This window comes from Pseudomonas sp. R5-89-07, from assembly GCF_003851685.1.
Taxonomy (GTDB): domain Bacteria; phylum Pseudomonadota; class Gammaproteobacteria; order Pseudomonadales; family Pseudomonadaceae; genus Aquipseudomonas.
This window is the reverse complement of the sequence record NZ_CP027727.1, coordinates 2,115,063-2,139,341: the sequence shown is the minus strand read 5'-3', so window position 1 is coordinate 2,139,341 and position 24,279 is coordinate 2,115,063. Positions and strand designations below refer to the sequence as shown.

General features: G+C 60.9%; 24 protein-coding genes and 2 pseudogenes. 12 read left to right on the top strand and 14 right to left on the bottom strand.

Annotation, left to right across the window (positions count from 1 at the left end; all coding sequences use genetic code 11):
* The first annotated feature begins 1 nt into the window (after nucleotide 1).
* Nucleotides 2-415 carry a hypothetical protein gene (locus C4J94_RS09930; protein WP_124388949.1) on the top strand — a complete coding sequence of 138 codons (414 nt, stop codon included), beginning with the start codon at nucleotides 2-4 and terminating at the stop codon, nucleotides 413-415.
* Nucleotides 416-498: 83 nt separating this feature from the next.
* Here C4J94_RS09930 and hemB read toward each other — a convergent pair whose 3' ends face one another.
* The 3 genes from hemB to C4J94_RS09915 all read right to left on the bottom strand — a co-directional run bounded on the left by hemB (nucleotide 499) and on the right by C4J94_RS09915 (nucleotide 3,122).
* Entirely contained in the window at nucleotides 499-1,473 is a 975-nt protein-coding gene (gene hemB, locus C4J94_RS09925) for a porphobilinogen synthase (RefSeq protein ID WP_124385983.1), read from the bottom strand.
* Nucleotides 1,474-1,590: 117 nt separating this feature from the next.
* Nucleotides 1,591-2,421, bottom strand: coding sequence for a PhzF family phenazine biosynthesis protein (locus C4J94_RS09920; RefSeq protein WP_124385982.1), 831 nt, complete (start codon nucleotides 2,419-2,421; stop codon nucleotides 1,591-1,593).
* Between the two features lie 2 nt (nucleotides 2,422-2,423).
* Nucleotides 2,424-3,122 carry a glutathione S-transferase N-terminal domain-containing protein gene (locus tag C4J94_RS09915; RefSeq protein ID WP_124385981.1) on the bottom strand — a complete coding sequence of 233 codons (699 nt, stop codon included), beginning with the start codon at nucleotides 3,120-3,122 and terminating at the stop codon, nucleotides 2,424-2,426.
* Nucleotides 3,123-3,378: 256 nt separating this feature from the next.
* Between C4J94_RS09915 and C4J94_RS09910 the strand changes: the two genes are divergently transcribed.
* Together C4J94_RS09910 and C4J94_RS09905 are read left to right on the top strand one after the other, a co-directional pair.
* Nucleotides 3,379-4,080: a histidine phosphatase family protein gene (locus tag C4J94_RS09910; RefSeq protein WP_124385980.1), complete on the top strand. Its 702-nt coding sequence runs from the start codon at nucleotides 3,379-3,381 to the stop codon at nucleotides 4,078-4,080.
* Between the two features lie 58 nt (nucleotides 4,081-4,138).
* Complete coding sequence (locus tag C4J94_RS09905; protein ID WP_124385979.1) at nucleotides 4,139-5,194, top strand: permease; 1,056 nt, start codon at nucleotides 4,139-4,141, stop codon at nucleotides 5,192-5,194.
* A 241-nt stretch (nucleotides 5,195-5,435) separates the two neighbouring features.
* Here C4J94_RS09905 and mnmH read toward each other — a convergent pair whose 3' ends face one another.
* The 4 genes from mnmH to C4J94_RS09885 form a co-directional block, all read right to left on the bottom strand.
* Entirely contained in the window at nucleotides 5,436-6,539 is a 1,104-nt protein-coding gene (mnmH, locus tag C4J94_RS09900; RefSeq protein WP_124385978.1) for a tRNA 2-selenouridine(34) synthase MnmH, read from the bottom strand.
* Complete coding sequence (selD, locus tag C4J94_RS09895; protein ID WP_124385977.1) at nucleotides 6,539-7,573, bottom strand: selenide, water dikinase SelD; 1,035 nt, start codon at nucleotides 7,571-7,573, stop codon at nucleotides 6,539-6,541. Before selD ends, mnmH begins: the two co-directional genes overlap by 1 nt.
* Nucleotides 7,574-7,666: 93 nt before the next feature.
* The gene (locus C4J94_RS09890; RefSeq protein WP_124385976.1) at nucleotides 7,667-8,416 is read right to left on the bottom strand and encodes a TerC family protein; all 750 of its coding nucleotides are present in this window, start codon (nucleotides 8,414-8,416) and stop codon (nucleotides 7,667-7,669) included.
* A gap of 28 nt (nucleotides 8,417-8,444) precedes the next feature.
* A complete protein-coding gene (locus C4J94_RS09885; protein ID WP_124385975.1) occupies nucleotides 8,445-8,696 on the bottom strand; it encodes a hypothetical protein in 252 nt (83 codons plus the stop codon).
* A gap of 134 nt (nucleotides 8,697-8,830) precedes the next feature.
* Between C4J94_RS09885 and nhaR the strand changes: the two genes are divergently transcribed.
* Nucleotides 8,831-9,736, top strand: coding sequence for a transcriptional activator NhaR (nhaR, locus tag C4J94_RS09880; RefSeq protein ID WP_124385974.1), 906 nt, complete (start codon nucleotides 8,831-8,833; stop codon nucleotides 9,734-9,736).
* A 1-nt stretch (nucleotide 9,737) separates the two neighbouring features.
* Here the strand turns inward: nhaR and C4J94_RS09875 are convergent, their stop codons facing one another.
* Entirely contained in the window at nucleotides 9,738-10,892 is a 1,155-nt protein-coding gene (locus C4J94_RS09875) for an MFS transporter (protein ID WP_124385973.1), read from the bottom strand.
* A gap of 239 nt (nucleotides 10,893-11,131) precedes the next feature.
* On the opposite strand from C4J94_RS09875, the gene sstT reads away from it, so the two are divergent.
* Nucleotides 11,132-12,352: a serine/threonine transporter SstT gene (sstT, locus tag C4J94_RS09870; RefSeq protein ID WP_124385972.1), complete on the top strand. Its 1,221-nt coding sequence runs from the start codon at nucleotides 11,132-11,134 to the stop codon at nucleotides 12,350-12,352.
* 65 nt (nucleotides 12,353-12,417) lie between these two features.
* Here the strand turns inward: sstT and C4J94_RS09865 are convergent, their stop codons facing one another.
* Nucleotides 12,418-12,927: a DUF1993 family protein gene (locus tag C4J94_RS09865; protein ID WP_124385971.1), complete on the bottom strand. Its 510-nt coding sequence runs from the start codon at nucleotides 12,925-12,927 to the stop codon at nucleotides 12,418-12,420.
* 115 nt (nucleotides 12,928-13,042) lie between these two features.
* Between C4J94_RS09865 and C4J94_RS09860 the strand changes: the two genes are divergently transcribed.
* The gene (locus tag C4J94_RS09860) at nucleotides 13,043-13,693 is read left to right on the top strand and encodes a YceH family protein (RefSeq protein ID WP_124385970.1); all 651 of its coding nucleotides are present in this window, start codon (nucleotides 13,043-13,045) and stop codon (nucleotides 13,691-13,693) included.
* A gap of 140 nt (nucleotides 13,694-13,833) precedes the next feature.
* Here C4J94_RS09860 and C4J94_RS09855 read toward each other — a convergent pair whose 3' ends face one another.
* The gene (locus C4J94_RS09855; protein ID WP_124385969.1) at nucleotides 13,834-14,655 is read right to left on the bottom strand and encodes a shikimate 5-dehydrogenase; all 822 of its coding nucleotides are present in this window, start codon (nucleotides 14,653-14,655) and stop codon (nucleotides 13,834-13,836) included.
* Between the two features lie 155 nt (nucleotides 14,656-14,810).
* Here C4J94_RS09855 and C4J94_RS09850 point away from each other — a divergent pair, with 155 nt between their 5' ends.
* From C4J94_RS09850 to C4J94_RS09840, 3 genes are all read left to right on the top strand, one after another.
* Nucleotides 14,811-15,170 (top strand): hypothetical protein, encoded by a 360-nt coding sequence (locus C4J94_RS09850; protein WP_124385968.1) that lies wholly within the window; start codon nucleotides 14,811-14,813, stop codon nucleotides 15,168-15,170.
* A gap of 229 nt (nucleotides 15,171-15,399) precedes the next feature.
* On the top strand, nucleotides 15,400-15,594 hold the full coding sequence (locus tag C4J94_RS09845; protein ID WP_033899765.1) for a hypothetical protein: 195 nt from the start codon (nucleotides 15,400-15,402) through the stop codon (nucleotides 15,592-15,594).
* A 91-nt stretch (nucleotides 15,595-15,685) separates the two neighbouring features.
* Nucleotides 15,686-15,868 (top strand): hypothetical protein, encoded by a 183-nt coding sequence (locus C4J94_RS09840; RefSeq protein ID WP_124385967.1) that lies wholly within the window; start codon nucleotides 15,686-15,688, stop codon nucleotides 15,866-15,868.
* Here C4J94_RS09840 and C4J94_RS09835 read toward each other — a convergent pair.
* Nucleotides 15,865-16,932, bottom strand: coding sequence for an AI-2E family transporter (locus tag C4J94_RS09835; protein ID WP_124385966.1), 1,068 nt, complete (start codon nucleotides 16,930-16,932; stop codon nucleotides 15,865-15,867). The two genes, C4J94_RS09840 and C4J94_RS09835, sit on opposite strands and share 4 nt — an antisense overlap.
* Nucleotides 16,933-17,108: 176 nt before the next feature.
* On the opposite strand from C4J94_RS09835, the gene yegQ reads away from it, so the two are divergent.
* Nucleotides 17,109-18,422, top strand: a complete 1,314-nt coding sequence (gene yegQ / locus C4J94_RS09830) for a tRNA 5-hydroxyuridine modification protein YegQ (RefSeq protein ID WP_124385965.1) — start codon at nucleotides 17,109-17,111, stop codon at nucleotides 18,420-18,422.
* A gap of 214 nt (nucleotides 18,423-18,636) precedes the next feature.
* On the opposite strand, the gene C4J94_RS28125 is transcribed toward yegQ, so the two are convergent.
* From C4J94_RS28125 to C4J94_RS09820, 3 genes and pseudogenes are all read right to left on the bottom strand, one after another.
* Entirely contained in the window at nucleotides 18,637-19,392 is a 756-nt protein-coding gene (locus tag C4J94_RS28125) for a methyl-accepting chemotaxis protein (protein ID WP_370004746.1), read from the bottom strand.
* A gap of 102 nt (nucleotides 19,393-19,494) precedes the next feature.
* A pseudogene (locus C4J94_RS28120) lies at nucleotides 19,495-20,316 on the bottom strand (cache domain-containing protein); the annotation flags it as partial.
* Between the two features lie 176 nt (nucleotides 20,317-20,492).
* Nucleotides 20,493-21,812 carry a Na+/H+ antiporter family protein gene (locus C4J94_RS09820; RefSeq protein ID WP_164485611.1) on the bottom strand — a complete coding sequence of 440 codons (1,320 nt, stop codon included), beginning with the start codon at nucleotides 21,810-21,812 and terminating at the stop codon, nucleotides 20,493-20,495.
* A gap of 236 nt (nucleotides 21,813-22,048) precedes the next feature.
* On the opposite strand from C4J94_RS09820, the pseudogene C4J94_RS28115 reads away from it, so the two are divergent.
* Nucleotides 22,049-23,338 (top strand): annotated as a pseudogene (locus C4J94_RS28115) (HAMP domain-containing protein); the annotation flags it as partial.
* A gap of 102 nt (nucleotides 23,339-23,440) precedes the next feature.
* On the top strand, nucleotides 23,441-24,196 hold the full coding sequence (locus tag C4J94_RS28110; RefSeq protein WP_372240895.1) for a methyl-accepting chemotaxis protein: 756 nt from the start codon (nucleotides 23,441-23,443) through the stop codon (nucleotides 24,194-24,196).
* The last annotated feature ends 83 nt before the right edge of the window (nucleotides 24,197-24,279 follow it).

Genomic DNA, 24,279 nt, shown 5'->3' with positions numbered 1-24,279 from the left:
AATGAAAATAAAAAATATAAAAGCAATAATCAATAACGAACACAAACAAGTCACCGTCAAATATGATCCAACGAAACTCACCATGACGTTTTCAGAAGCTGAAAATTTTGGAAAGATTTATGAAGGAAAAGACCTATATGTTTGTTTCGCAAAAATTCGAGCAGATTTCCCGCAGATAACTTTTCTATGCAAGGGAGCAAAAATAAACGTTAAACCTTCAAGAATGGCCTCACAGATGAGTGCTGGACTTGTCGCGTACGAAATGACTTTGGGCCAACAAGCGACCAACGACAACATAGTTCATTTATTCGACTATGAGGAAGACAATCTAACTAACAACCCGCAGGATCAAATTGATTTCTTCAAAAAATGGTTAATATCACTAGGTGCGGAAGATTACGAAAAATTCAATTGAGCACCGTTCAAATTGAATATGAATGATCAGACTCTTACCCCTGTGACAAGCACGCCCGCTCATCACAGGGATAAACAGCGCCCTTAAATCCCCGCCAACGCCAAATCCATCGCAAAGTACGTAAATATCAAATCCGCCCCCGCCCGCTTGATCGAGCCCAAGGTCTCGCGCACGACGCGGTCTTCATCGATCGCCCCCGCCTGGGCACCGAATTTGATCATCGCGTACTCGCCACTTACCTGATACGCCGCCACTGGCAGGCGGGAGGTTTCGCGGATGTCGCGGATGATGTCGAGGTAGGCGCCGGCCGGTTTGACCATCAGCGCGTCGGCGCCTTCCTGCTCGTCGAGCAGCGATTCGCGTACGGCTTCGCGGCGGTTCATCGGGTTCATCTGGTAGCTCTTGCGGTCGCCCTTGAGGGCGCTGCCGCCGGCTTCGCGGAACGGGCCGTAGAGGGCAGAGGCGAATTTGGTGGAGTAGGCCATGATCGGGATGTGGGTGAAGCCGGCGTCGTCGAGGGCGCGGCGGATGGCCTGGACCTGACCGTCCATCGCCGCCGAGGGGGCGATCACGTCGGCGCCGGCTCGGGCGGCGGCGACGGCTTGTTTGCCTAGGTTGACCAGGGTTGCGTCATTGTCGACGTGGGAGCCGTGCATGACGCCGCAATGGCCGTGGTCGGTGTATTCGCAAAAGCAGGTGTCGGACATCACGATCATTTCCGGCACGGCGTCCTTGATGATCGAGGACATGCGCGAGACCAGGCCGCGTTCCTTCCAGGTGTCGCTGCCGCTGGCGTCCAGGTGGTGGGACACGCCAAAGGTCATCACCGACTTGATGCCGGCACGGGCATAACGCTCGATCTCGCCGGCCAGTTTTTTCTCGGGGATACGCAACACGCCCGGCATGCTGGTGATCGGCACGAAGTCGTCGATTTCTTCCTCGACGAAGATCGGCAGTACCAAGTCATTAAGGGTGAATTCGCTTTCCTGGAACAAGCCACGCAGCTCCGGGGAGCGGCGCAGGCGACGTGGGCGGGCTTGGGGGAACTGGCTGGTCATGGCTTTCCTGAAAAATTGACTGAAAACGTTGGGGCGAGAGCTTATGCCCCACGCTGCGGCAGCACAAACGCCGCCGGGCCAACAGTGTATTGCCAGCCGCGTAACAATTGCATTGATCTAGAGCTGCACACGGCCATCGATGCAGACCGCAACGGCGCCACCTACCCAGATTTCCTCGCCCTGGCGCTCGATACGAATACGCCCCGCGCGCCCCATGGCCGTGCCCTGGCGGACCACATAGCGCTCCGGCGCCAGGCCCTCACTGAGCAACCATTGGGCAAGGCCGGCATTCAAACTGCCGGTGGCCGGGTCTTCCTGGGCAGCGTCACCGGCGATAAAGGCGCGCACCTCGAACTGTGCGTCTTGCACCGCGCAGGGAGCAATGATTCCGACCGCCAACCCGAGCAGCTGCGAGTAGTCGGGCTTGACCTCCAGCACGGCCTGACGATCAGCCAGCATCACCGCCAGCCAACCGGCACCGTTATCCACCCACTGGCTACGCACAATCGCGTCGGGCGCCAGGCCCAACCCCAGGCGCACGCGCTCCAATAGCGACGCCTCGACAGCGCCCGAACGCAACAGAGGTGGCGCGATAAACGCCAGCTCGTCGCCTTCGCGTCGGATGCGCACCAAACCGATTTCGCACTCCTGAACAATCTCTTTCCCACGCGGTACGCCACCTGCGTGCAACCACGCATGGCAACTGCCCAGCGTCGGATGCCCGGCAAACGGCAGTTCCTGCAAGGTCGTGAAAATTCTCACACGGTAGTCGGCGCGTGGATCACGGGGCGTGAGCAGAAATGTGGTTTCGCTGAGGTTCGTCCATTGGGCGAAGTCGGCCATCTGCTGGTCCGTCAGGCTGTCGGCGCCGAGCACCACGGCCAGCGGGTTGCCTTTGAGCGGCACGTTGCTGAATACGTCCAGCTGCTTGAAATCGAAAGTCGACATGTTCAGTTCGGAATGTTCAGGCCACGGATCACCGCTGGGCGTGCGACAAAGCCGTCGAGTGCGCGGAGTATGTTAGGAAAATCGGCGATGCCCACCAGATCGCCCGACTCATAGAAGCCGATCAGGTTGCGAATCCAGGGGAAGGTGGCGATATCAGCGATGCTGTAGTCATCGCCCATGATCCAGGTACGGCCCAGCAGGCGTTTTTCCAGCACCTGGAGCAAGCGCCGGGACTCGGCGACGTAGCGGTCACGCGGGCGCTTGTCTTCATACGCCTTGCCGGCGAATTTGTTGAAGAACCCCACCTGGCCAAACATCGGGCCGATGCCGGCCATCTGGAACATCAGCCACTGAAAGGTTTCATAGCGAGTGGCCGGGTCTTCGGAGAGCAGCCGGCTGGTTTTTTCCGCCAGGTAAATCAGGATCGCGCCGGACTCGAACAACGCCAGCGGCTGGCCGCTTGGGCCATTGGGGTCGATGATTGCAGGGATTTTGTTGTTGGGGTTCAGCGACAGGAACTCAGGAGACAACTGGTCCTGGGTGTCAAAGCTGACCTTGTGCGCCTCATAAGGCAGGCCCAGCTCTTCGAGCATGATCGAGACCTTGACGCCGTTGGGCGTGGGCAACGAATACAGCTGCAGGCGCTCCGGGTGCTGGGCGGGCCATTTGCTGTTGATCGGGAAAGCGGCGAGTGCGTTCATCAAAGGGAATTCCTGGGCGGGAAAACCCCCATCATAGACATCTGCTGGCCTCCCTGCATGGGTCATCATTAAGCAACATTGCCTGGCTAGAATCTCCCGTGGGCGAACCAAAACGCCCGAACGCACTCTTAAAAGCGCTCGCAGGGTGAATGGAGGCACCTGGCTATATCGACAAGGAACACCCTCAGGACGCGCACCGCGCCGCTGGGCCCGGGCCTGTCCGCCTTAACCCGACGCATGAAGACTCGAACCCATAATGAAGATCAAGCCTCTGCGCCTTGTGCACCGATTCAAACGCTATTCATACATGATGTTGCCGCTGCTGCTGGTGACGGCCGGGATTGTCACCGCACTGGACGCCCGTGAAAGCCGTGCGCAACCGGTGGACGGCGTGCAAACCCTGGTCTTTTTGCGCCATGGCGAAAAGCCCGCCGGCGGTCTCGGCCAACTTAATTGCCAAGGCTTGAACCGGGCGATGAACCTGGCCAGCGTACTGCCGGAAAAATTCGGCAAGGCCGATTTCGTATTCGCCGCCAACCCGACGCGCAATGTCGAGGAAGGCGAGCTGGACAATTCCTACAGCTACATTCGCCCGCTGATGACCATCAGCCCCAGCGCGATCAAGCTGGGCTTGCCGGTCAACATCAAGTTCTCGGCGAACGACACCAGCGCCCTGGCCGATGAGCTGGTCGAAGACAAGTACCACAACGCGACGATCTACACTGCCTGGTCCCACGGTTACCTGCCCGAGCTGATCAACAAAGTCGCCAGTGAAGCGGTCGGTGAAAAGCACACCATTACCGACGACTGGTCCGGCAACGACTACGACTCGCTGTACGTGCTCACGCTGACCTGGCACAACGGCAAGGCGTCGCTGCTCAGCCGCAACTACAAGCAGGGGCTCAATAACGGTGAGGAAACCTGCCCGAACCCGACCCAGGTCAGCGCAGATACCTGAAGGTTGAGCGCCAGGGGCGTATGATGCCCCGCTATCGACTCATCTGCGGATCATCTCCATGTCCAACCTCTCTTCTGCCCAGCCCAACCGGGGCTGGTCGTTCTGGTGCAAGCCTGCACTGTTTCTGCTGGTGGCCTGCATTGGCCTCTATTATGTGAAATGGTCGCCCTACTACCTCAAGGCATTTGTCGCGGCCGACAACCACAGCATCGGCGCCTCGATTCTCAATGACCAGCAAAGCTCGCCCCTCGCGGCGGCGCTGGCCTATGCCCAGGTGTATTTCCTGGCGATCTGGAAAGCCGCCGTATTGGCGGTGATCCTCGGTTCGCTGCTGCAGGTGTTGATCCCTCGCGACTGGCTGTTGCGCCTGTTTGGCCGCGCCGGCCTGGGCTCTACCCTGCGCGGTGGGCTGTTCGCCTTGCCGGGCATGATGTGCAGCTGCTGCGCGGCGCCCGTTGCGGCAGGTATGCGGCGCCAAAAGGTATCGGTCGGCGCGGCGCTGGCGTTCTGGATCGCCAACCCGGTATTGAACCCGGCCACATTGGTGTTCATGGGTTTCGTGCTGGGCTGGGGCTTTACCGCGCTGCGGTTGGTGGCGGGGATCGTGCTGGTGGTGGGTGTGTCGTTGGTGGCGCAGCGCATTGCACGTCCGGAGCAAGTGCCGGAAGCGGCGCTGGAGGCGGTGGCCGAAGTCAGCGCCGTTGAGTCCACCCCCTTCCTGGCGCGCTGGCTGCGCATCTTGTGGCAGCTGTTCTGGAGCACCATCCCGGTGTACATCCTCGCGGTGCTGATCCTCGGCGCGGCACGGGTGTGGCTGTTCCCACACGTGGACGGCGCGATGGCTGACAGCCTGGTGTGGCTGGTACCGCTGGCGATCGTCGGCACATTGTTTGTGATTCCTACAGCGGCGGAGATTCCGATCGTACAGACCATGATGACCCTGGGCATGGGCACCGGGCCAGCCGTCGCCTTGCTGATGACCCTACCGAGCGTCAGCCTGCCATCGCTGCTGATGCTGCGTAAGGATTTCGATGCGCGGGTGCTGGTGACGGTGGCCGGGTTGACCATGTTGATGGGCGTGGTGTGCGGGTTGATCGGCGCGATGATTCTTTAGGTTCTGCGTGATTGCAGTGTGTCAGGTATCAAGTACTTAGCTGACCCACCGTCATCGGGGGAAAGCCCCCTCCCACATTGGGCCTGCGGCGTAGGGGCTCGATCACCCGGTGCCCGAGAGCTAAACCCGGCATTAACTGAAGAAACCGGCTCAACCTGTGGGAGGGGGCTTGCCCCCGATGGCGGCCTGACAGCCGACCAGGATGTTGTAAAGCGGTGTGATCTCAATGGCATCCAAAAAGTCACCCCACCCGAGCGGCCCGCTCGCGTAAATACTCCACCACCGCGCCCTTCTCTCCGGCGAACTCGATCCGCGCGCCTTTGCTCTCACGCTGGAACGCGTACATCGGGTCGTAATACTCGCGCAACAATCCTTCAATCCACACCCGGTGCAACTCCACCGCGCCACTGCGCGCCTGCTCCGCCAGGGCGTCCTGCAAAATCGCCTGCAGCCGCTGGAAGCGCTCGCCCCCCAGGCGCTTATGGATATTGGCCAAGCTTTGGGTCAGACGTTCGGCAAACAACGCCTGGCCATCTTCACCCCATACCTCAATGAACTCGGCGCACAGGTCGACCACATAATCGCGCAGGATACGTTCGACGCGGCCTTCCACGCTGTCTTCCAGCCACACCATGGGTAACGTCTGCATGCTTTTGTGCAGCGGCAGCGGCAACGCGCAACTGCCGATCATGCGGCTTTCATCCTCGACCACGAACTGCTCGATGCCCGATGCGCGCTTCTTCAGCAGGTCCACCGAAAGGCTGTTTTCGAAGTCGATGGTGGAGGGTTGCGCCGTGGCGCGCTTGCCGAAGCTGGAGCCGCGATGGTTGGCATGGCCTTCCAGGTCCAGGGCGTTGCGCAACTGGCCGAGCACTTCAGTCTTGCCGGTGCCGGTCATGCCGCCGAGCAGGACGAAATCACATTCAGCGGTGGCCTGTTCCAGGGTATCCAGCAAAAAGCTGCGCATGGCCTTGTAGCCACCACCGACGCGGGGGTAGTCGATACCCGCTTCGGTTTTCAGCCATTGCTGCACGATCTGCGAACGCAGCCCGCCGCGAAAGCAGTACAGGTAGCCGTCTGGATGGGCCTGGGCGAATCGTGCCCACTGCTCGATGCGCTCGGCCTTGATCGCCCCCGACACCAACTGGTGGCCCAGCACGATTGCAGCCTGCTGGCCTTGCTGCTTGTAACAGGTGCCGACGCGCTGGCGTTCGTCGTCGGTCATCAGCGGCAGGTTGACCACGCCGGGGAACGCGCCCTTGGTGAATTCGACCGGCGCGCGGGTGTCCATCATCGGCCGGTCGCTGAGGAAAATGTCGCGGTAATCGGTGATGTCAGTCGCCATCAAACCACCTCTACCGCGTTGCTCTGTCGCTCCAGCAGTTCGCCGATCGGCTCAAGCGTCAGGCCCAGTTCACCGGCCACCGCATGGAACTCGGCGTCGCCTTCGGGCGTGACGGCGATCAGCAGGCCACCACTGGTTTGCGGGTCGCACAGCACGCGCTTGTGCAGCTCCTGCACGCGGCCGAGCTTGCTGGCGTAGCTGTCAAAGTTGCGCAAGGTGCCACCGGGGACGCAACCCTGGTCCAGGTAATACTCAACCCCCGGCAGACGTGGGACTTTTGCATATTCGATGCGGGCCGTGAGGCCGCTGCCGTCGGCCATTTCCACCAGGTGCCCGAGCAGGCCGAAACCGGTGACATCGGTCATCGCCGTCACCCCGGCCAATTTGCCAAAACGGCTGCCGGGCTTGTTGAGGGTGCACATCCAGTCACGGGCCAGGCCGATATCCGCCTCGCGCAACTTGCCCTTTTTTTCGGCGGTGGTGAGGATGCCGATGCCCAACGGTTTGGTCAGGTACAGCTTGCAGCCGGCGGTGGCGGTGTCGTTGCGCTTCATGTGGCGCTTTTGCACGATACCGGTCACCGCCAGGCCGAAGATCGGCTCCGGCGCGTCGATGGAATGCCCACCCGCCAGCGGGATGCCGGCGGCGTCGCACACCGAGCGGCCGCCACGGATGACTTCCCGGGCAACTTCCGGCGCCAGCACGTTCACTGGCCAGCCAAGAATGGCGATGGCCATCAACGGGTCGCCGCCCATCGCGTAGATGTCGCTGATGGCGTTGGTGGCGGCAATGCGGCCGAAGTCGAAGGGGTCATCGACAATCGGCATGAAAAAATCGGTGGTGGAGACCACGCCGCGCTCGTCGTCGATGGCGTACACCGCTGCATCGTCGCGCGAGGCGTTGCCTACCCACAGGTTGGGGTCAAGGTTCTGCGCGCCGCTGCCGGCAAGGATCACTTCCAGCACCTGGGGCGAGATCTTGCAGCCGCAACCCGCACCGTGGCTGTACTGGGTAAGGCGAATCGGCTCGTTCATGGTGGACCTCAAGCTATCAAGTGGGCCGATTCTAGCAGACAGCAAAAGGCCGGCTGGGCTCTTGTGAGCACAGCCGGCCTTTTGTTTCAGCGGTTACTGGCGGGCAGCGAGCAAACGCTTGTGGCGGTTACGCCGGGCGATATTCAAGCATTCGATCACCGCCGAGAACGCCATGGCCGCATAGACGTAGCCTTTTGGCACATGGGCGCCGAAGCCTTCGGCGATCAGCGTCATGCCGATCATGATCAAAAAGCCCAGGGCCAGCATCACCACGGTCGGGTTGTCGTTGATGAACTTGGCCAACGGCTCGGCCGCCACCAGCATCACGATCACCGAAGTCACCACGGCAATGATCATGATCGGCAAGTGTTCGGTCATGCCCACTGCCGTGATGATGCTGTCGATGGAGAACACCAGGTCGAGGAGCAGGATCTGCCCGATCGCCGCGGCAAAACCGATGGTCACGGTGTTGCCAAGCGTGGCTTTCTCTTCGGGCTCCGGGTCCATGCTGTGATGGATCTCGGTGGTGGCCTTCCACACCAGGAACAGGCCACCGGCGATCAGGATCATGTCCTTCCAGGAGAAGGCCTGGCCGAACACTTCGAACACCGGTGCCGTCAACTGCACGATAAACGCGATGGTGCTCAACAGGCCCAGGCGCAACACCAACGCCATGCTGATGCCAATGCGCCGCGCCTTGGCCCGGTGCTGCTCTGGCAACTTGTTGGTGAGGATCGAGATGAAGATCAGGTTATCGATGCCCAGCACGATTTCCATGACGATCAAGGTCGCCAGAGCGACCCAGGCGGTGGGGCTGGCGGCCAGTTGTAAAAGATAATCCATAGGTCAGTCCTGACGTTGTGCTGGGAAATTAGGTTTCTTGGGTATGCGATTGGGCGTCTTTTTCTTCCTGCTCATCCTTTTTGCGCGGATTGATCAGGCCCTGGGTCGCTTCACTCAATGCCTGCTCGGCGGCTTTCTGGGTGTCGTCGATCGCTTGCTTGGCCGATTCGGTGGCTTTGCCCAATACCTGCTGCGCGCTTTTCTCGACCTGATCGCACCCGCTGATCACCACCAATGAAAGCGCAAGCAATGCCGCCGCGCCTACAGAATTGAGTTTCATGATGTATTCCTCGTTAGAACCATTGGGTCCAAATACTGGCCCGGCGATAGCGAGGCATTCTATGCAAGCAAACAGTTCAGGAAAATTCGTATTTTCCTCGCATATACTTCGGTTTTTACGAAGTGTAGACGGCCATGCTCAATTATCGACAGTTGCATTATTTCTGGGTGGTGGCGAAGACCGGCAGCATCGTGCGCGCCTGCGAGCAACTGAACCTCACGCCCCAGACCATCAGCGGGCAGATCAGCCTGCTGGAACAAACCTTTGGCATTGCACTGTTTCAGCGGGTGGGGCGCCAACTGGAGCTGACCGAAGCCGGGCGTCGAGCCCTGCCCTACGCCGAGCAGATGTTCCAGACCGGCAACGAATTGGAAGCGTTACTGCGCGCGCAACCCAATGAGCAGCAGATCGTGTTTCGCGTCGGGGTGGCGGATGTGGTGCCCAAGTCCATCGTGTACCGGCTGATCGCCCCGACCATGGAGCTGAGCGAACCGCTGCGCATTACCTGCCGTGAAGACAAACTCGAACGCTTATTGGCCGACCTGGCGATCCAACGCCTGGACCTGGTGATATCCGACAGCCCGATGCCCACGCACTTGGACATCAAGGGCTACAGCCAGAAGCTGGGGGAATGTGGCATCAGTTTTTTCGCCACCCAGTCGTTGGCTGAGCAACATCGCGGCGATTTTCCAGCATGTCTGCACGGCGCACCCTTATTGATTCCCGGCGCGGAGACCGTGGTGCGCAGCCGTTTGCAACGCTGGTTCGCCGATCAGCAGATTCAGCCCAGGATCATCGGCGAGTTCGACGACAGCGCGTTGATGCAGGCATTCGGGCAATCGGGCAGCGGCATCTTTATCGCCCCCAGCGTGATCGCCGACGAGGTGGTGCGCCAGTACGGCGTGGTGCTGATCGGCCAGACCGACGCAGTGAGCGAGTCGTTTTATGCCATCTCGGTGGAGCGCAAGGTCAAGCACCCCGGCATCGTGGCGATTACCGAAGGTGCCCGACGCGAACTATTTACCGCCCTGCCTGCATGAGTCAGGCGCAGGTCGACGCCGGCTTGGCTGTCATCAGCCACAATGCCAGCAAGATCGACACCAGGATAAACCCCGACGCGGCAACGCCCAGGCTGCCCAGGCCCAGCGTATCGATCACTCGCCCGCCGACCATCGCGCCCAAGCCGATACCCAGGTTGGCCCCGGCAATATTCAACGACGCGGCAAACGCCGGTGCATGGGGCGCGGCCTTCATCAGCCGCACATGGCTGACCAGAAACATCGCCGCTTGGGTCACGCCCCACACGGCCATGGCCGCCGCCAAGCCAATGGTCGAGTGAATCGCCGGCACCACCGCCACCATGCCCGCGATCATGAACGCGCAAAACACCATGGAGGCGATCAACGGGTGACGGTCCACCGCCCGCCCGCCCAGAGAGTTGCCGATCAGTCCGACCGCGCCAAAGCCCATCAGGCACCAGCCCACCAGGGTGCCGTCAAACCCGGCCAGGCGTTCAAGAATGTCCGCCAGATAGGTGTAGGCGGTGAACATGCCGCTGAACACCAGGATCGACAACAGGATATGGCCCTGCATCACTGGGCTGCGCAGGATCTTGAATTGCGAGCGCAGGCTGACGTGCTCGTTCTTGGCCTGGGTAACCGGCAGGTAGACAAACAGCAACAACGCCTTGGCCAAGGCAATCACCGCGAGGGCAGCAAAGGCGGTGCGCCAGCCGAACATATCAGAAATCAGCGTGCCCACCGGAATGCCGAACACCGTGGCGCAGACAATGCCAAAACCGATTTTTTCAATCGCGCGCCCATCGAATTCCGGGCCGACGATGTCCACCGCCGTTTCACTGGCCAGCGCCCAGAACACCGGCAAGCCCAGGGCCGGGATCAAGCGCGCCAGGGCCATCACCCAGATATTCGGTGCCAGCGCCGCCACGGTATTGGCCACCGCGAACAGGATCAGGATGCTTATAAACAGGCGCTTGCGTTGGAACCGCGCGAAGTAGGCGGTGAGGAACGGACCGAACGCCGCCAAGGTGAACGCGAACAGCGTCACCAGCAGCCCAGCCTCGGACACGCTGACGTTCAGGTCCCGGGCGATCGAGGGCAGCAGGCCGACAATGACGAATTCTGTGGTCAGCACGGTAAAACCGGCGGCCGACAGTAGCAGGATGGGAAACAGCATGAAAACTCCAGAAACGACGAGATCAACGACAGCCCGAAGGGCCCGCTGACGGAGAGGAAAAATGAGAACGGAAATGTTAACAGAAGATGTCCGGATTTGGCCAAATCCGACGGTGCGGGTGACGCAATGACGCAGCAAACGGGACTCGTCCTACAGCATGCTAGACTTCGCGCCTGCTTCCTACAGTACTTTCTCCCTGCAATGCTGTGCCCTACTAAAAAAACTAGAGACAACTGTTTATGACTGCTGCCCCTTCCCCGCTGCAACGTTTAATGCGCGTCAGCCTGGTCACCCAAATTGTCATCGGCCTGATCGCCGGGATCCTGCTGGCCTTGTTGCTGCCTGAGGCCGCCAAGGCCACCGGATTTATTGGCAAGGTGTTCGTCACGGCGCTGAAGGCCGTCGCGCCGATCCTGGTGTTTGTGCTGGTGATGGCGTCCATCGCCAATCATAAACACGGCCAGGAAACCCACATCCGGCCGATCCTGTTCCTGTATCTGCTGGGCACCTTTGCCGCCGCCGTGGTTGCGGTGGTTGCCAGCACATTGTTCCCATCGTCCCTGGTACTGGCCACCCATGACGCCACCGTGAGCGCTCCCGGCGGTATTGGCGAAGTCCTGCAGAGCCTGCTGCTCAGCGTGGTGGATAACCCGGTCAGCGCCCTGATGAATGCCAACTTCATTGGCATCCTGGCCTGGGCCATCGGCATGGGCATTGCCATTCGCCATGCCGGCGAAACCACCCGCACCGTGCTCGACGACTTGTCCAACGGCGTGACGCTGATCGTACGCGTGGTCATTCGCTTCGCCCCGCTGGGGATCTTCGGCCTGGTCGCTTCGACCCTGGCCACCTCCGGCTTCGGCGCCCTGCTCGGCTATGCGCACCTGCTGGTGGTGCTGATCGGCTGCATGCTGTTCGTGGCGCTGGTGATCAACCCCGCGATCGTATTCTGGAAACTGCGCCGCAACCCTTACCCGCTGGTGTTGCTGTGCCTGCGTGAAAGCGGGATTACCGCGTTCTTCACCCGCAGTTCGGCGGCGAACATTCCGGTGAACCTGGCGCTGAGCAAACGCCTGGGCCTGCATGAAGACACCTACTCGGTTTCGATCCCGCTCGGCGCCACCATCAATATGGCCGGCGCGGCAATCACCATCACCGTGCTGACCCTGGCGGCCGTGCACACGCTGGGCATTGCCGTCGACCTGCCCACCGCCGTGCTGCTGAGTGTGGTTGCAGCTATCTGCGCCTGCGGCGCTTCGGGCGTGGCCGGTGGTTCGCTGCTGTTGATTCCGCTGGCGTGCAGCCTGTTCGGCATCCCGAGCGAAATCGCCATGCAGGTAGTGGCGGTAGGCTTCATCATCGGTGTGCTGCAGGATTCGGCGGAAACCGCACTCAATTCGTCCACCGATGTGTTGTTTACCGCGGCGGCCTGTTTGGGCAAGGATGAACAGCCGGCGTAAACACCGGCCATAAAAAAGCCCGGAAGCGTTCGTTGAACAACGCTCCCGGGCTTTTTTGTGAGTGCTTAGAAAGCGCCCATGTAGTCACGCTTGCCCACTTCAACGCCGTTATGACGCAGCAACGCGTAAGCGGTGGTGACGTGGAAGAAGAACTGCGGCAGGCCGTAGCTCAGCAGGTAGGATTGGCCGCTGAAGCGCTTCTCTTTCGGCGTGCCAGGGCGGGTGACGATCTCGATGCCTTCCTTGCCGTCGATTTGCTCAGGCTTGATGGTGTCGACAAAGGCCAGCACCTTGGCGATCAGCGCTTGCAGGTCGGCAAAGGTGACTTCGCTGTCTTCGTACTTGGGCACTTCGATCTCGGCCAGGCGCGCGGAAACGCCCTTGGCGAAGTCGACGGCGATCTGTACCTGGCGTACCAGCGCAAACATGTCCGGGAACAGGCGCGCTTGCAGCAGCGCGTTCGGCTCGATGTTCTTGGCGGCGGCGTGGGCTTCGGCCTTGTTCAGCACATCGCTGAGGGCGTTGAGCATTTGCTTGAAGACTGGGATAGAAGCGGCATACAGGGAAATAGTCATGTCAGTCTCACGGTAAGGGCAGGGTTGGAACCAGCGGCGATTATAGCCATGCCTGCCGCTTGTCTTTTATTTTTTCCGGCTTAGGCTAGTGGATTCACTGCATAGGGAAAGCGCGATGACCGCCGAGCACGACACCGACACCCCTGAGCCGCGCCTGAACAGCACGGAAATCCGCGTCCTGGGCTGCCTGATCGAGAAACAGGCAACCAACCCCGAAACCTACCCCCTGACCCTCAACGCCTTGGTACTGGCATGCAACCAGAAAACCAGCCGGGAACCGGTGACCAACCTGAGCCAGGGCCAGGTCGGCCAGAGCTTGCGCGTACTCGAAGGCCAGGGTTTTACCCGGCTGGTCATGGGCAGCCGTGCCGACCGTTGGGAACACCGCGTGGACAAGGCGCTGGAACTGGTGCCGGCTCAGGTGATCCTGATCGGGCTGCTGTTTCTGCGCGGCCCGCAGACCGTCAACGAGTTGCTCACGCGCAGCGGGCGCATGCATGACTTTGAGGACGCCGAGCAGGTGGTGCATCAGCTCGAACGCCTGATTGCACGCGGCTTGGCGGTGCTGGTGCCGCGCCAGGCGGGTCAGCGCGAAGATCGTTATACCCATGCGCTGGGGGATCCGGCGGATATCGAAGCGATCATTGCGGCGCGCGGCAACCCGGTGGAGCGCGGCGGTGGAGCTGTCTCGGCCGAGCGTATTGAAGAGTTGGAAGCGCGGATTGCGGCACTGGAAGAACGGCTGGCACAGTTGGAACAGGCGTGACACGCCTCCAACTTGAAACGGGCGGCCCACTGTAGGAGCGAGCTTGCTCGCGAAAAGCGCCCAGGCAACGCGTTTTATTCTGGATAAACGCGGTGCCCTTGAGTTTTCGCGAGCAAGCTCGCTCCTACAACGTTCCGCGTTTAGACCGCCCGGGCGAACGCCACAGCGGCCTGGAATTGCTCTTGTGTGGGACGCACGCCGGTATAGAGCACAAATTGCTCCAACGCCTGGATCGCGATCACTTCAAGCCCGGTAATCACCCGCTTGCCCTGGGCACGTCCACGCACGATCAACGGTGTTTCTGCGGGGATCGCCACCACATCGAACACAGTCTCGGCTTGATCGACAGCATCGGCTTCAAAGGCCAACTGATCCGCCTCTGCCCCGCCGGTCATGCCAATCGGCGTCACATTGACCAGCATCTGCGGGCGCAAACCGCCCAGTTCGGCCTGCCATTCATAGCCCAGGTTGCGTGCCAGCGCCCTGCCCGCCGCCTCATTGCGCGCCACGATCACGCCGTTGGCGTAACCGCCATCACGCAAGGCACTGGCCACGGCCTTGGCCATGCCGCCGCTGCCGCGCAGGGCGAAGCTTGCGTCTGTCGGCACCTGATGCTTTTTCAGCAGTTGCTCGACGGCAATATAGTCGGTGTTGTAGGCCTTGAGACGGCCGCCGGTATTGACGATGGTGTTCAGGGAATCGATGGCTTGAACCGAATCATCCAGTTCGTCCATTAAGGCGATGGCAGCCTCTTTGAACGGCATGGACACGCCGCAACCCCGAATGCCCAGCGCCCGTATGCCGCTGATCGCGCCGGGCAAATCCTGGCTGCTGAAGGCTTTATAGTAGAAATTCAGGCCCAACTGCTCGTACAGATGGTTATGGAAACGCAGGCCAAAATTCCCGGGACGCGCCGACAGTGACATGCACAGTTGGGTGTCCTTGTTGGGGTGCATCTGCATGGTAGCTCCTTGAAGTAAGCAAATCGGTACAGACCTTACACAACCTTTACCTATCGGCTGTGCTGTTTTTCAGAAACACGTTGTCTTAAAAGTATCCCCGCGACAATCCTTGAGTCTATTGATTGCAGACCACAAGCGCAGGGGCTAACCGAGGAATGACCATGATTCGTAAAGTCCCCAAGATTGCCTTGCTTATTGGCGCACTCGCTATGGCAGGCCAAGCCTCTGCCCACGGTGGTGGATGGGGTGGCCCGGCCGTGTTGGGTGCTCTCGTCGGTGCAGCTGTCGTCGGCTCCGTGGTTGCCAGCCAGCCTCGAGAGGTCTATGTACAGCAACCGGTGTACGTGCAGCCGCAGCCGGTATATGCCGCTCCGCCGCCGGTCTACTACGCGCCACCACCACCGGTGTACGTGCAGCAGCAGGTTTACTACCGCCCGGCGCCGGTGTATTACGGCCCGCCACGGGGTTACGGCTACTACGGCCCTCCCCACGGCTACTACCGTCACGGCTGGTAACCCTCAATCGGTGCCACACAGGCCTCGCCCACACGCGGGGCCTTTTTTTGCCCGAAAGTCTGGATTTACCGGGTCGAGGTCGTTATGAGGACAATGCTCAAGCGCCAATCCCACATGATCAGGTCGGGATATCCTCTTGATCGACCGATACGAACGCTGTCATGTTTGTGTCACGAACCTGACTCAGTATCGACTCTGTCCAATCAATAACAATTAAGGACGATTGACCATGCCGACACAAAATCCGCACCGCACCGCTGGCCTCTGCACCTCCAGCAAGGTGTATAGCGCACTGACCGAGCTCAAGCACCTGGAAGGCCACCGCAGCGCGAAGTTCCTGGCACTGCTGGCAGAGAACCTGGTGCGCAAAGGCCTGCTCAGCGAGCAGGAAGTGGTGCACATGCTCGATCAAGTGGTGGATTGACGTGTGGCGTTGATGTCGACTATCGAGCCAGGTGATTTTTCCTGGACGCCGCTGCACCGTAAGGTGGCCTCCATAACGTTTGGAGGTATTTATGCCCACTGTTCAGATCATGTCCGTCATCGGCAGCGCCGTTCCCGCCCCTCTTCGCAAGCTGGGCTTGCTCGCCTGCTGGTACGTGGTGCGCGATGGCGAGCCTATCAGCGGCCCGCTCACCTCGTTATCCGATGCCCAGATGCAACGCCAGCTGGCAGCCGACTGCTGGCTTGAAGCCTAGGGCAACGGCAGCTTGACCCGCGGTTTGGTTTCGACGAACAACGCCCAGCAGGACATGAACAGCGCCGCGACCAGCGGCCCGATCACGAAGCCGTTCAGGCCAAACACGGACAGCCCGCCGAGGGTGGAGATCAGGATCAGGTAGTCCGGCATTTTGGTGTCCTTGCCCACTAGAATCGGGCGCAGCACGTTGTCCACCAGGCCGATCACGAAGACGCCGAACAGCGCCAGAACGACGCCCTGCCAGATCGAACCGCTCAACAGGAAATAGGCGGCCACCGGCCCCCATACAATCCCGGCGCCCACCGCAGGCAGCAGGGACAGAAACGCCATCAGTACCGCCCAGAGCAACGCACTGGGAATATCCAGGAACCAGAAGATCAAGCCTCCCAGCGCACCTTGGGTGACCGCCACCAGCACGTTGCCCTTGACCGTGGCCCGCACCACCCGGTTGAACTTGAGCTGCAGGCGACGCTTTTGCGGCTCGGCCAATGGCACCGCCGTGCGCACCTTGCGTACCAGTTCCGGGCCGTCGCGCAGTAGGAAAAACAGCAGGTACAGCATGATAAAAAAGCTCACCAGGAAATCGAACGTGCCCTGGCCGAAGCTGAATGCCTGGCTGGCGAAGAACTGGCTGCCTTGCATCGCGCCTTTCACCACTTTTTCCCGCAGCCCTTCCAGGTTGCCCATGCCAAAGCGGTCCAGCAGGTGTTGAAAATACGGCGGCAGGAAATGCTTGAACTGCTCGATATAACCGGCCACATCCAACTTGCCGCTTTCGATGTTCTTGTAAAGGGTGGCGCCCTCTTGCACCAGTAAAGCGCTGGTAATGATCACTGGCAAAATCGCGATCACCAGGCACACCGTCAAGGTGGTCAGGGAGGTCAGGTTACGGTTCCAGCCAAAGCGCTGCTGCAGGCGGCGTTGCATGGGCGCGAAGATGATGCCGAGGATCACCGCCCAGAACACCGCGCCGTAGAACGGCAGCAATATCCAGATAAAGGCGACGGTGACCAGCGCCAGCAGTAACAACAGGGTCTTGAATTGCAGGTTGGTTTGATTCATGTCCGATCCATGTCAAAAAGCACAAGGCCTATGTCGGCCCTGTTGCTTAGTCCGCAGCGACACCTGGGAGTGCCCTGGTTTATCGAACAAGCATAGATCGGCTTACCTAGACCTGGATCAATGCGCCAGTCCTTGGCCTGCACTACCCTCGCGCTTTTTTTGCGGCCCACACCTCCATGCTCCCACTGATCGCCCCCGAACTGCTTGCGCCCGCCGGCACGTTGAAGAACATGCGCTACGCCTTTGCCTATGGCGCCGATGCGGTATACGCCGGCCAGCCGCGCTATAGCCTGCGCGTGCGCAACAATGAATTCGACCATGCCAACCTGGCCCTCGGTATCCAGGAAGCCCATGCACAGGGCAAGCGTTTCTACGTGGTGGTGAACATCGCGCCGCACAATGCCAAGCTGAAAACCTTCCTCAAGGACCTGGCCCCCGTGGTCGCCATGGGCCCGGATGCGCTGATCATGTCTGACCCAGGGCTGATCATGCTGGTGCGCCAGCATTTTCCACAGATGCCGGTTCACTTGTCGGTGCAAGCCAACACCGTCAATTGGGCCAGTGTGGCGTTCTGGCAACAACAAGGCATCTGCCGAGTGATCCTGTCACGGGAGTTGTCCCTGGAAGAGATCGACGAGATTCGCCAGCACGTGCCGGCCATGGAGCTGGAGGTGTTCGTCCATGGCGCCCTGTGCATGGCCTATTCCGGGCGTTGCCTGCTGTCGGGCTATATGAACAAGCGCGATGCCAACCAGGGTAGCTGCACCAACGCGTGTCGCTGGAAATACCAGGCCGCCCCGGCGGTGGAAAACGCCACGGGTGACATCGTCCAGGCATTCGAACCGACGCTGGGCATCGGCACGCCGACCGACCAGGTGTTCCTGTTGCAGGAAGCCAACCGTCCCGAAGAGCAAATGCCCGCCTTCGAAGACGAACACGGCACCTACATCATGAACGCCAAGGACCTGCGCGCCGTGCAGCACGTGGAGCGCCTGACCCACATGGGCGTGCACTCGCTGAAAATCGAAGGCCGCACCAAATCGCACTTCTATTGCGCGCGCACCACCCAGGTGTATCGCCGCGCGATCGATGATGCCATGGCCGGTCGCGCCTTTGACCGCCGCTTGATGACCGACCTCGAATCCCTGGCCCAACGCGGCTACACCGAAGGGTTCCTGCGCCGCCATGTGCACGACGAATACCAGAACTACCAGAACGGCAGCTCCGTCTGCGAACGCCAGCAATTTGTCGGTGAATTGACCGGCGAACGCCGAGGCGAGCTGGCCGAGGTCAAGGTGAAGAACCGTTTTGCGCTGGGCAATCATCTGGAATTGATGACGCCAGCGGGCAATTTTCACTTTGACCTGGCCACGTTGCATAACGCCAAGGGCGACGCCATCGAGGTAGCGCCTGGGGATGGGCACACGGTGTATCTGCCCCTTCCGGCAGAGATGGACCTGAGCTTTGGCCTGCTAATGCGCGACGTGTAGACCCTCTGATGGGCATAGTCAGTTAAGCGAAGTGGTCCATTGTAGGAGCGAGCTTGCTCGCGAAAAACTTCCAAGCAACGCGTTCATTCTGGATAAACGCGGTGGCTCTGAGTTCTTCGCGAGCAAGCTCGCTCCTACAAAAAGCCTTAACTGACTGGCATTAGGGCAAGCCCCCTCTCACAGTGGGTTTCATCACCACAATGCGTGAAGCAGTTCAGATCCTGAACTGGCCCACCAACTGCCCCAGGCGCTGGCCCAGGTCCGCGAGGCTGCGGGATGTCTGGGCGCCGAGTTGGGTTTCATCGGCCACGCTGTCCACCGCCACGGCAATCTGATGCACGCTGCGGTTGATCTCTTCAGCCACGGCAGTTTGTTCTTCGGCGGCGCTGGCGATCTGCGCGTTCATCGAGTTGATGGTGCCGATCAACTGGGCCATGGTGTCCAGCGACGCGCCCGCCTGGTTGGCCTGGGCCGACGTACCGTCACCGGCATCGCTGGAGCGGCGCATGGCGTCCACAGCGGCTTCGGTGCCTTTTTGCAGGCGGTCGATCATGCCCTGGATTTCCTGGGTGCTGGTCTGGGTGCGGCTGGCCAGGGCGCGCACTTCGTCGGCGACCACGGCAAACCCACGCCCGGCCTCGCCTGCCCGCGCGGCTTCAATCGCGGCGTTGAGCGCCAGCAGGTTGGTTTGTTCGGCAATCGAGCGGATCACGCCGAGCACGCTGACAATCGACGACACGTCCTGCTGCAAACTGTCGAGGGACACGCCGCTGCTACGGATATCGTTCACCAGCGCATGGATCTGCGCGATGCTCCCGTCCACCACGCGCTTGGCGGCCTGGCCCTCGGCGTCGGTCTGCTGGGCGGCAACGGCGGCACCCTGGGCGCTACGTGCCACTTCGTGCGCAGCGGACGACATCTGATTGATCGCGGTGGCCACCTGGTCGGTTTCGTGACGCTGGCGCTCCATGGCGGTTTCCGAGCGCTGGGCCTGCTCGGAGACCTGGCTCACCAGGCCGGTGAGTTGCCCGGTCATTTCAGTGATCTGGCGTACCAGCCCGTGGATCTTGTCGACAAACCGGTTAAACGCGCCAGCCAGGTCGCCCAGCTCATCCTGGCTGGTAATGGCCAGGCGGCGAGTCAGGTCACCTTCACCGGCGGCGATATCGTCCAGGTTGGCCTTCATCAGGCTCAGTGGGCGCAGGATCGTATTGGCCACCAGCAGGCCGACAGCGGCAATCACCAGCAGTACCACGACGGCCACCCCCAGAATGCTCAACAGCACGCCTTCCATACGTTTTTCTACCTTGGCCTCGACCACCGCGACCTGGGCTTCGATGCCATCGAGGTTGACCGAGGTACCAATGACCATGTCCCACTTGGGCAGGTATTCGGTGTAGCCGAGCTTGGGCACCAGTTCGGTCTGGCCGGGCTGGGTCGAGCTGTATTGCAGGTAGTGGGTGCCGTCCTTGCCGACCTTGACCAGGTCGCGGTTGACGTAGACGCCATTGGGGTCACGGTTGTCCTTGAAGCTCTTGCCCACGCCGTCCGGGCTGTTGCCTTTGAATAGGCGAATGGTTTCAGAGTCATAGCCGAAGAAGTAACCGTCCTTGCCGTAGCTGGTGTTGGACAGCAGCTTGACCACCTGCGCCCGCACCGCCGTGTCACCGGGGGCGGCTGCGTCGTAGAGCGGCTTGATGGTGGTCATGGCCACTTCGACATAACTTTGCAGCGTGGCCTTCGCGTTGTTGAGCAGGCGCTGGCGAGTTTCATCCACTTCGTTGCGCGCCTGATCCTGAAGAATCCACACGGTGGTCAGGCTGATAACCAGGGCAAACAGCAACACCGGCACGACGGCAAGGGTCAGGACTTTGGCCTTGAGGCTCAGACGCATGGCTTTTCTCTCTTGTTAGTGGCGACTTGAGAGGTTAACGGCCAAACGTCAATTTTCTGTAGGAGCGAGCTTGTGGCGAGGGAGCTTGCTCCCGCTCGGGTGCGCAGCGTCCGCCAGCTTTTTTGGGGCCGCTGCGCAGCCCAGCGGGAGCAAGCTCCCTCGCCACAATGGACGCCTCAGAGCGTCATCGCCGCCAACCAGCCAAACGCCAGCAGCGGCAGGTTGTAGTGCAGGAACGTCGGCACCACAGTGTCCCAGATGTGGTGGTGCTGGCCGTCGATATTCAGCCCCGAGGTCGGGCCGAGGGTGGAGTCCGACGCCGGCGAACCCGCGTCGCCCAAGGCACCGGCGGTGCCGACGATGCACACGATCGCCACCGGGCTGAAACCCAGTTGCACGCACAACGGCACAAAGATCGCGGCCAGGATCGGCACCGTGGAAAACGACGAACCAATGCCCATGGTCACCAGCAGCCCCACCAGCAGCATCAACAGCGCCCCCACCCCACGGCTATGGCCGATGAACGCCGCCGACGCTTCCACCAGCGAGCGCACATCGCCGGTGGCCTTGAGCACTTCGGCAAAGCCCGACGAGGCGATCATGATGAAGCCGATCATCGCCATCATCTTCATGCCTTCGGTGAACAGGTCATCGGTGTCGCGCCAGCGCACGATGCCCGACACCGAGAAAATCAGGAAACCGGCCAGCGCACCGATGATCATCGAGTCCAGCCACAGCTGAATAATGAACGCCGAGGCAATCGCCAGGCCGGCCACCAGCAGGGTCAACGGGTTGTACTGCACCGCCACCTGTTCGACACGCTCGATTTTCGCCAGGTCGTACACGCGTTTTTTGCGATAGCTGACAAACACCGCCACCAGCAGGCCAACCACCATGCCCAGCGCGGGCAGGCTCATGGCGTGGGTCACGTTGACCTGGCTGATGTCCACGCCGCTCTTGGCCACGTTGGCCAGCAGGATCTGGTTGAGGAAGATATTGCCGAAGCCCACCGGCAGGAACATGTAAGGCGTGATCAAGCCAAACGTCATGACACACGCGATCAGGCGACGGTCCAGTTGCAGCTTGGTCAACACATATAACAGCGGCGGCACTAACAACGGGATGAACGCAATGTGGATCGGCAGGATGTTCTGCGAAGCAATTGCTACCGCCCACAGCAGGCCGATCAGCAGCCACTTGACGTGGTTGCCGCCGCTGGCTTCCTGGCGATCGACCAGCAACAGCGCTTTGTCCGCCAGGGCATGGGCCAGGCCGGACTTGGCAATCGCCACCGCGAAAGCGCCGAGCAAGGCGTAGGACAGCGCCACCGTCGCACCACCGCCCAAGCCACTGTTGAACGCTTTGAGCGTGGCGTCGATACCCAGGCCACCGGTCAAGCCGCCCACCAGGGCGCCGACGATGATGGCGATGACCACATGCACGCGGGACAGGCTGAGCACCAGCATGGTGCCGACCGCGGCGATAACAGCGTTAATCATGGTTACCTCAGGACAAAAACATAAAAGACAGGCATACCCGCGCCGCAGCGGCCATTGAAGGCGCTGCAGGTGTGGGCTTGAAGAGTCTTATTAGAGGGCGCGCACTTTGCAGCAGCGCAGCGGCCATGTCAAAAAGCGACGCCGTTTTGAGCGTTAAATTGAATGTTTGAATAAAGAAAAACTCAGCGCAGCCGATAGCGATGTTCCATGTGTAGTCAGGTAAGGATGTCCCGATGTCGCTCAGGCAGCTCTCCATTCAATGGAAAATCACCCTGCTCGCGGGCCTGTGCCTGCTGGGTATCGTGACCCTGCTGGTCGGTCTGTCGCTGTATCGGATGGCGCAAAGCTCCGAGCAGGTCAAGGCGTCCAGCATGCAGATGCTGGATGAAGCCGCCCAGGCGCGCATCGAGGCCCAGGGTGAAGTGCAGGCGCTGGGCATTCGCCAGCAGTTCATGGATGCCTACCAGTACGGCCACGGGTTTTCCCGTCAGGTGCTGTTCTTGCGCGAGCAGGCGGAAAAACGCTTCCTGGACGCCTTCGATACCCGCGAAGACCTGACCCGTCAGGTCAAGGCCGCGCTGCAGGCCAACCCCGACCTGCTCGGTTTGTCCCTGGTATTCGAAGCCAATGCGCTGGACGGCAAGGATGAGTTGTTCGCCAATCAGGCCGAACTGGGCAGTAACGACACAGGCCGCTTCGCCCTGTACTGGTCGCAGCCAACGCCGGGGAAAATCACCTCCATGGCGCTGCCCGAAAGCGACATGGCCGACACCTCCGTCGGCCCCAGCGGCGAAAAAGCCAACGCCTGGTTCACCTGCCCACGCACCACCCTCAAGCCCTGCGTGATCGAGCCCTACTTTTATGTGATCGACGGGCAGAATGTGCTGATGACCAGCATCGTCTTCCCGCTGGTGGTCAACGGCAAAGTCATTGCCTCGCTGTCGGTTGACATCAACCTCAACAGCTTGCAGGCCGTGAGCCAACAGGCAAGCCACAAGCTGTACGACGGCCAGACCCAGGTCAGCATCCTCAGCCCCACCGGCTTGCTCGCCGGCTACAGCCCGGACGCCAGCAAGCTCAGCCAACGCCTGGACCAGGTCGACACGGCCAGCGGCGCACAACTGATCAGTGCCCTGGCGGGCAGCACACAGACCCGCAGCCTGCGCAGCGACCAGCAACTCAAAGTGCTGGCGCCTTTTGCACCGATTCCGGGCGGCAAGCCGTGGGGCGTGCTGCTGGACGTACCGAAAAAAGTTTTGGTGGCGCCAGCCGAGGCGCTCAAAGCCCAGCTGGATGCCGACAACACCAGGGGCACCCTGCTGGAACTCGGCCTGGGCCTGCTGGCTGCCGTGGTCGGTTTGATACTGGTGTGGCTGATGGCACGCAGCGTGACCCGGCCTATCCTTGGCGTAGCGCATATGCTTGAAGACATCGCCAGCGGCGAAGGCGACCTGACCCGCCGCCTGGCCTACGCCAAACAGGACGAGCTGGGCCAACTGGCGGGCTGGTTCAACCGCTTTCTCGACAAGCTGCAACCGATCATTGCCGAGGTCAAACGCTCGGTGCAGGACGCCCGTGGCACGGCCGACCAATCCGCCGCGATTGCCAGCGAAACCAGCGCCGGCATGGAGCAACAGTATCGCCAGGTCGACCAAGTGGCCACGGCCTCTCACGAAATGAGCGCCACCGCTCAGGACGTGGCCCGTAGCGCAGCCCAAGCCGCGCAAGCCGCCCGCGATGCCGACCAGTCCACCTGCGATGGCCTGACCGTGATCGGCCAGACCACCAGCAACATCGGCCTGCTGGCGGCGGACATGAGCACCGCCATGGCACAGGTTGAAGGCCTGGCCAGCAACAGCGAGAAGATCGGCTCGGTGCTCGAAGTGATTCGCGGCATCGCCGAGCAGACCAACCTGCTGGCGCTCAATGCCGCCATCGAGGCTGCCCGCGCCGGTGAGGCTGGCCGTGGCTTTGCCGTGGTGGCCGACGAAGTGCGCAACCTGGCACGGCGCACCCAGGAGTCGGTGGAAGAAACGCGCGTGGTGATCGAACACTTGCAAAGCGGCACCGCAGAAGTGGTCGGTGCCATGGGCAACAGCTATCGCCAGGCTCAGGGCAGTGTCGAGCAGGTCGGCCAGGCGGTCACCGCGCTACGCCAGATCGGTGACGCCGTCACCGTGATCAGCGACATGAACCTGCAAATCGCCAGCGCCGCCGAAGAGCAAAGCGCAGTGGCCGAGGAGATCAACAACAACGTGGCGACGATTCGGGATGTGACCGAGTCGCTGTCGGAACAGGCCAATGAATCGGCGCGGGTGAGCCGGGCGTTGAACAGCCTGGCGAATCAGCAGCAGGGGTTGATGGATCAGTTTCGGGTGTAGGAACCGTCTTGCCTTTAGGAGCGGGCTGCCCTAATGCCAGTCAGTCAAGGCTAACACCGTACCTGTGGCGAGGGAGCTTGCTC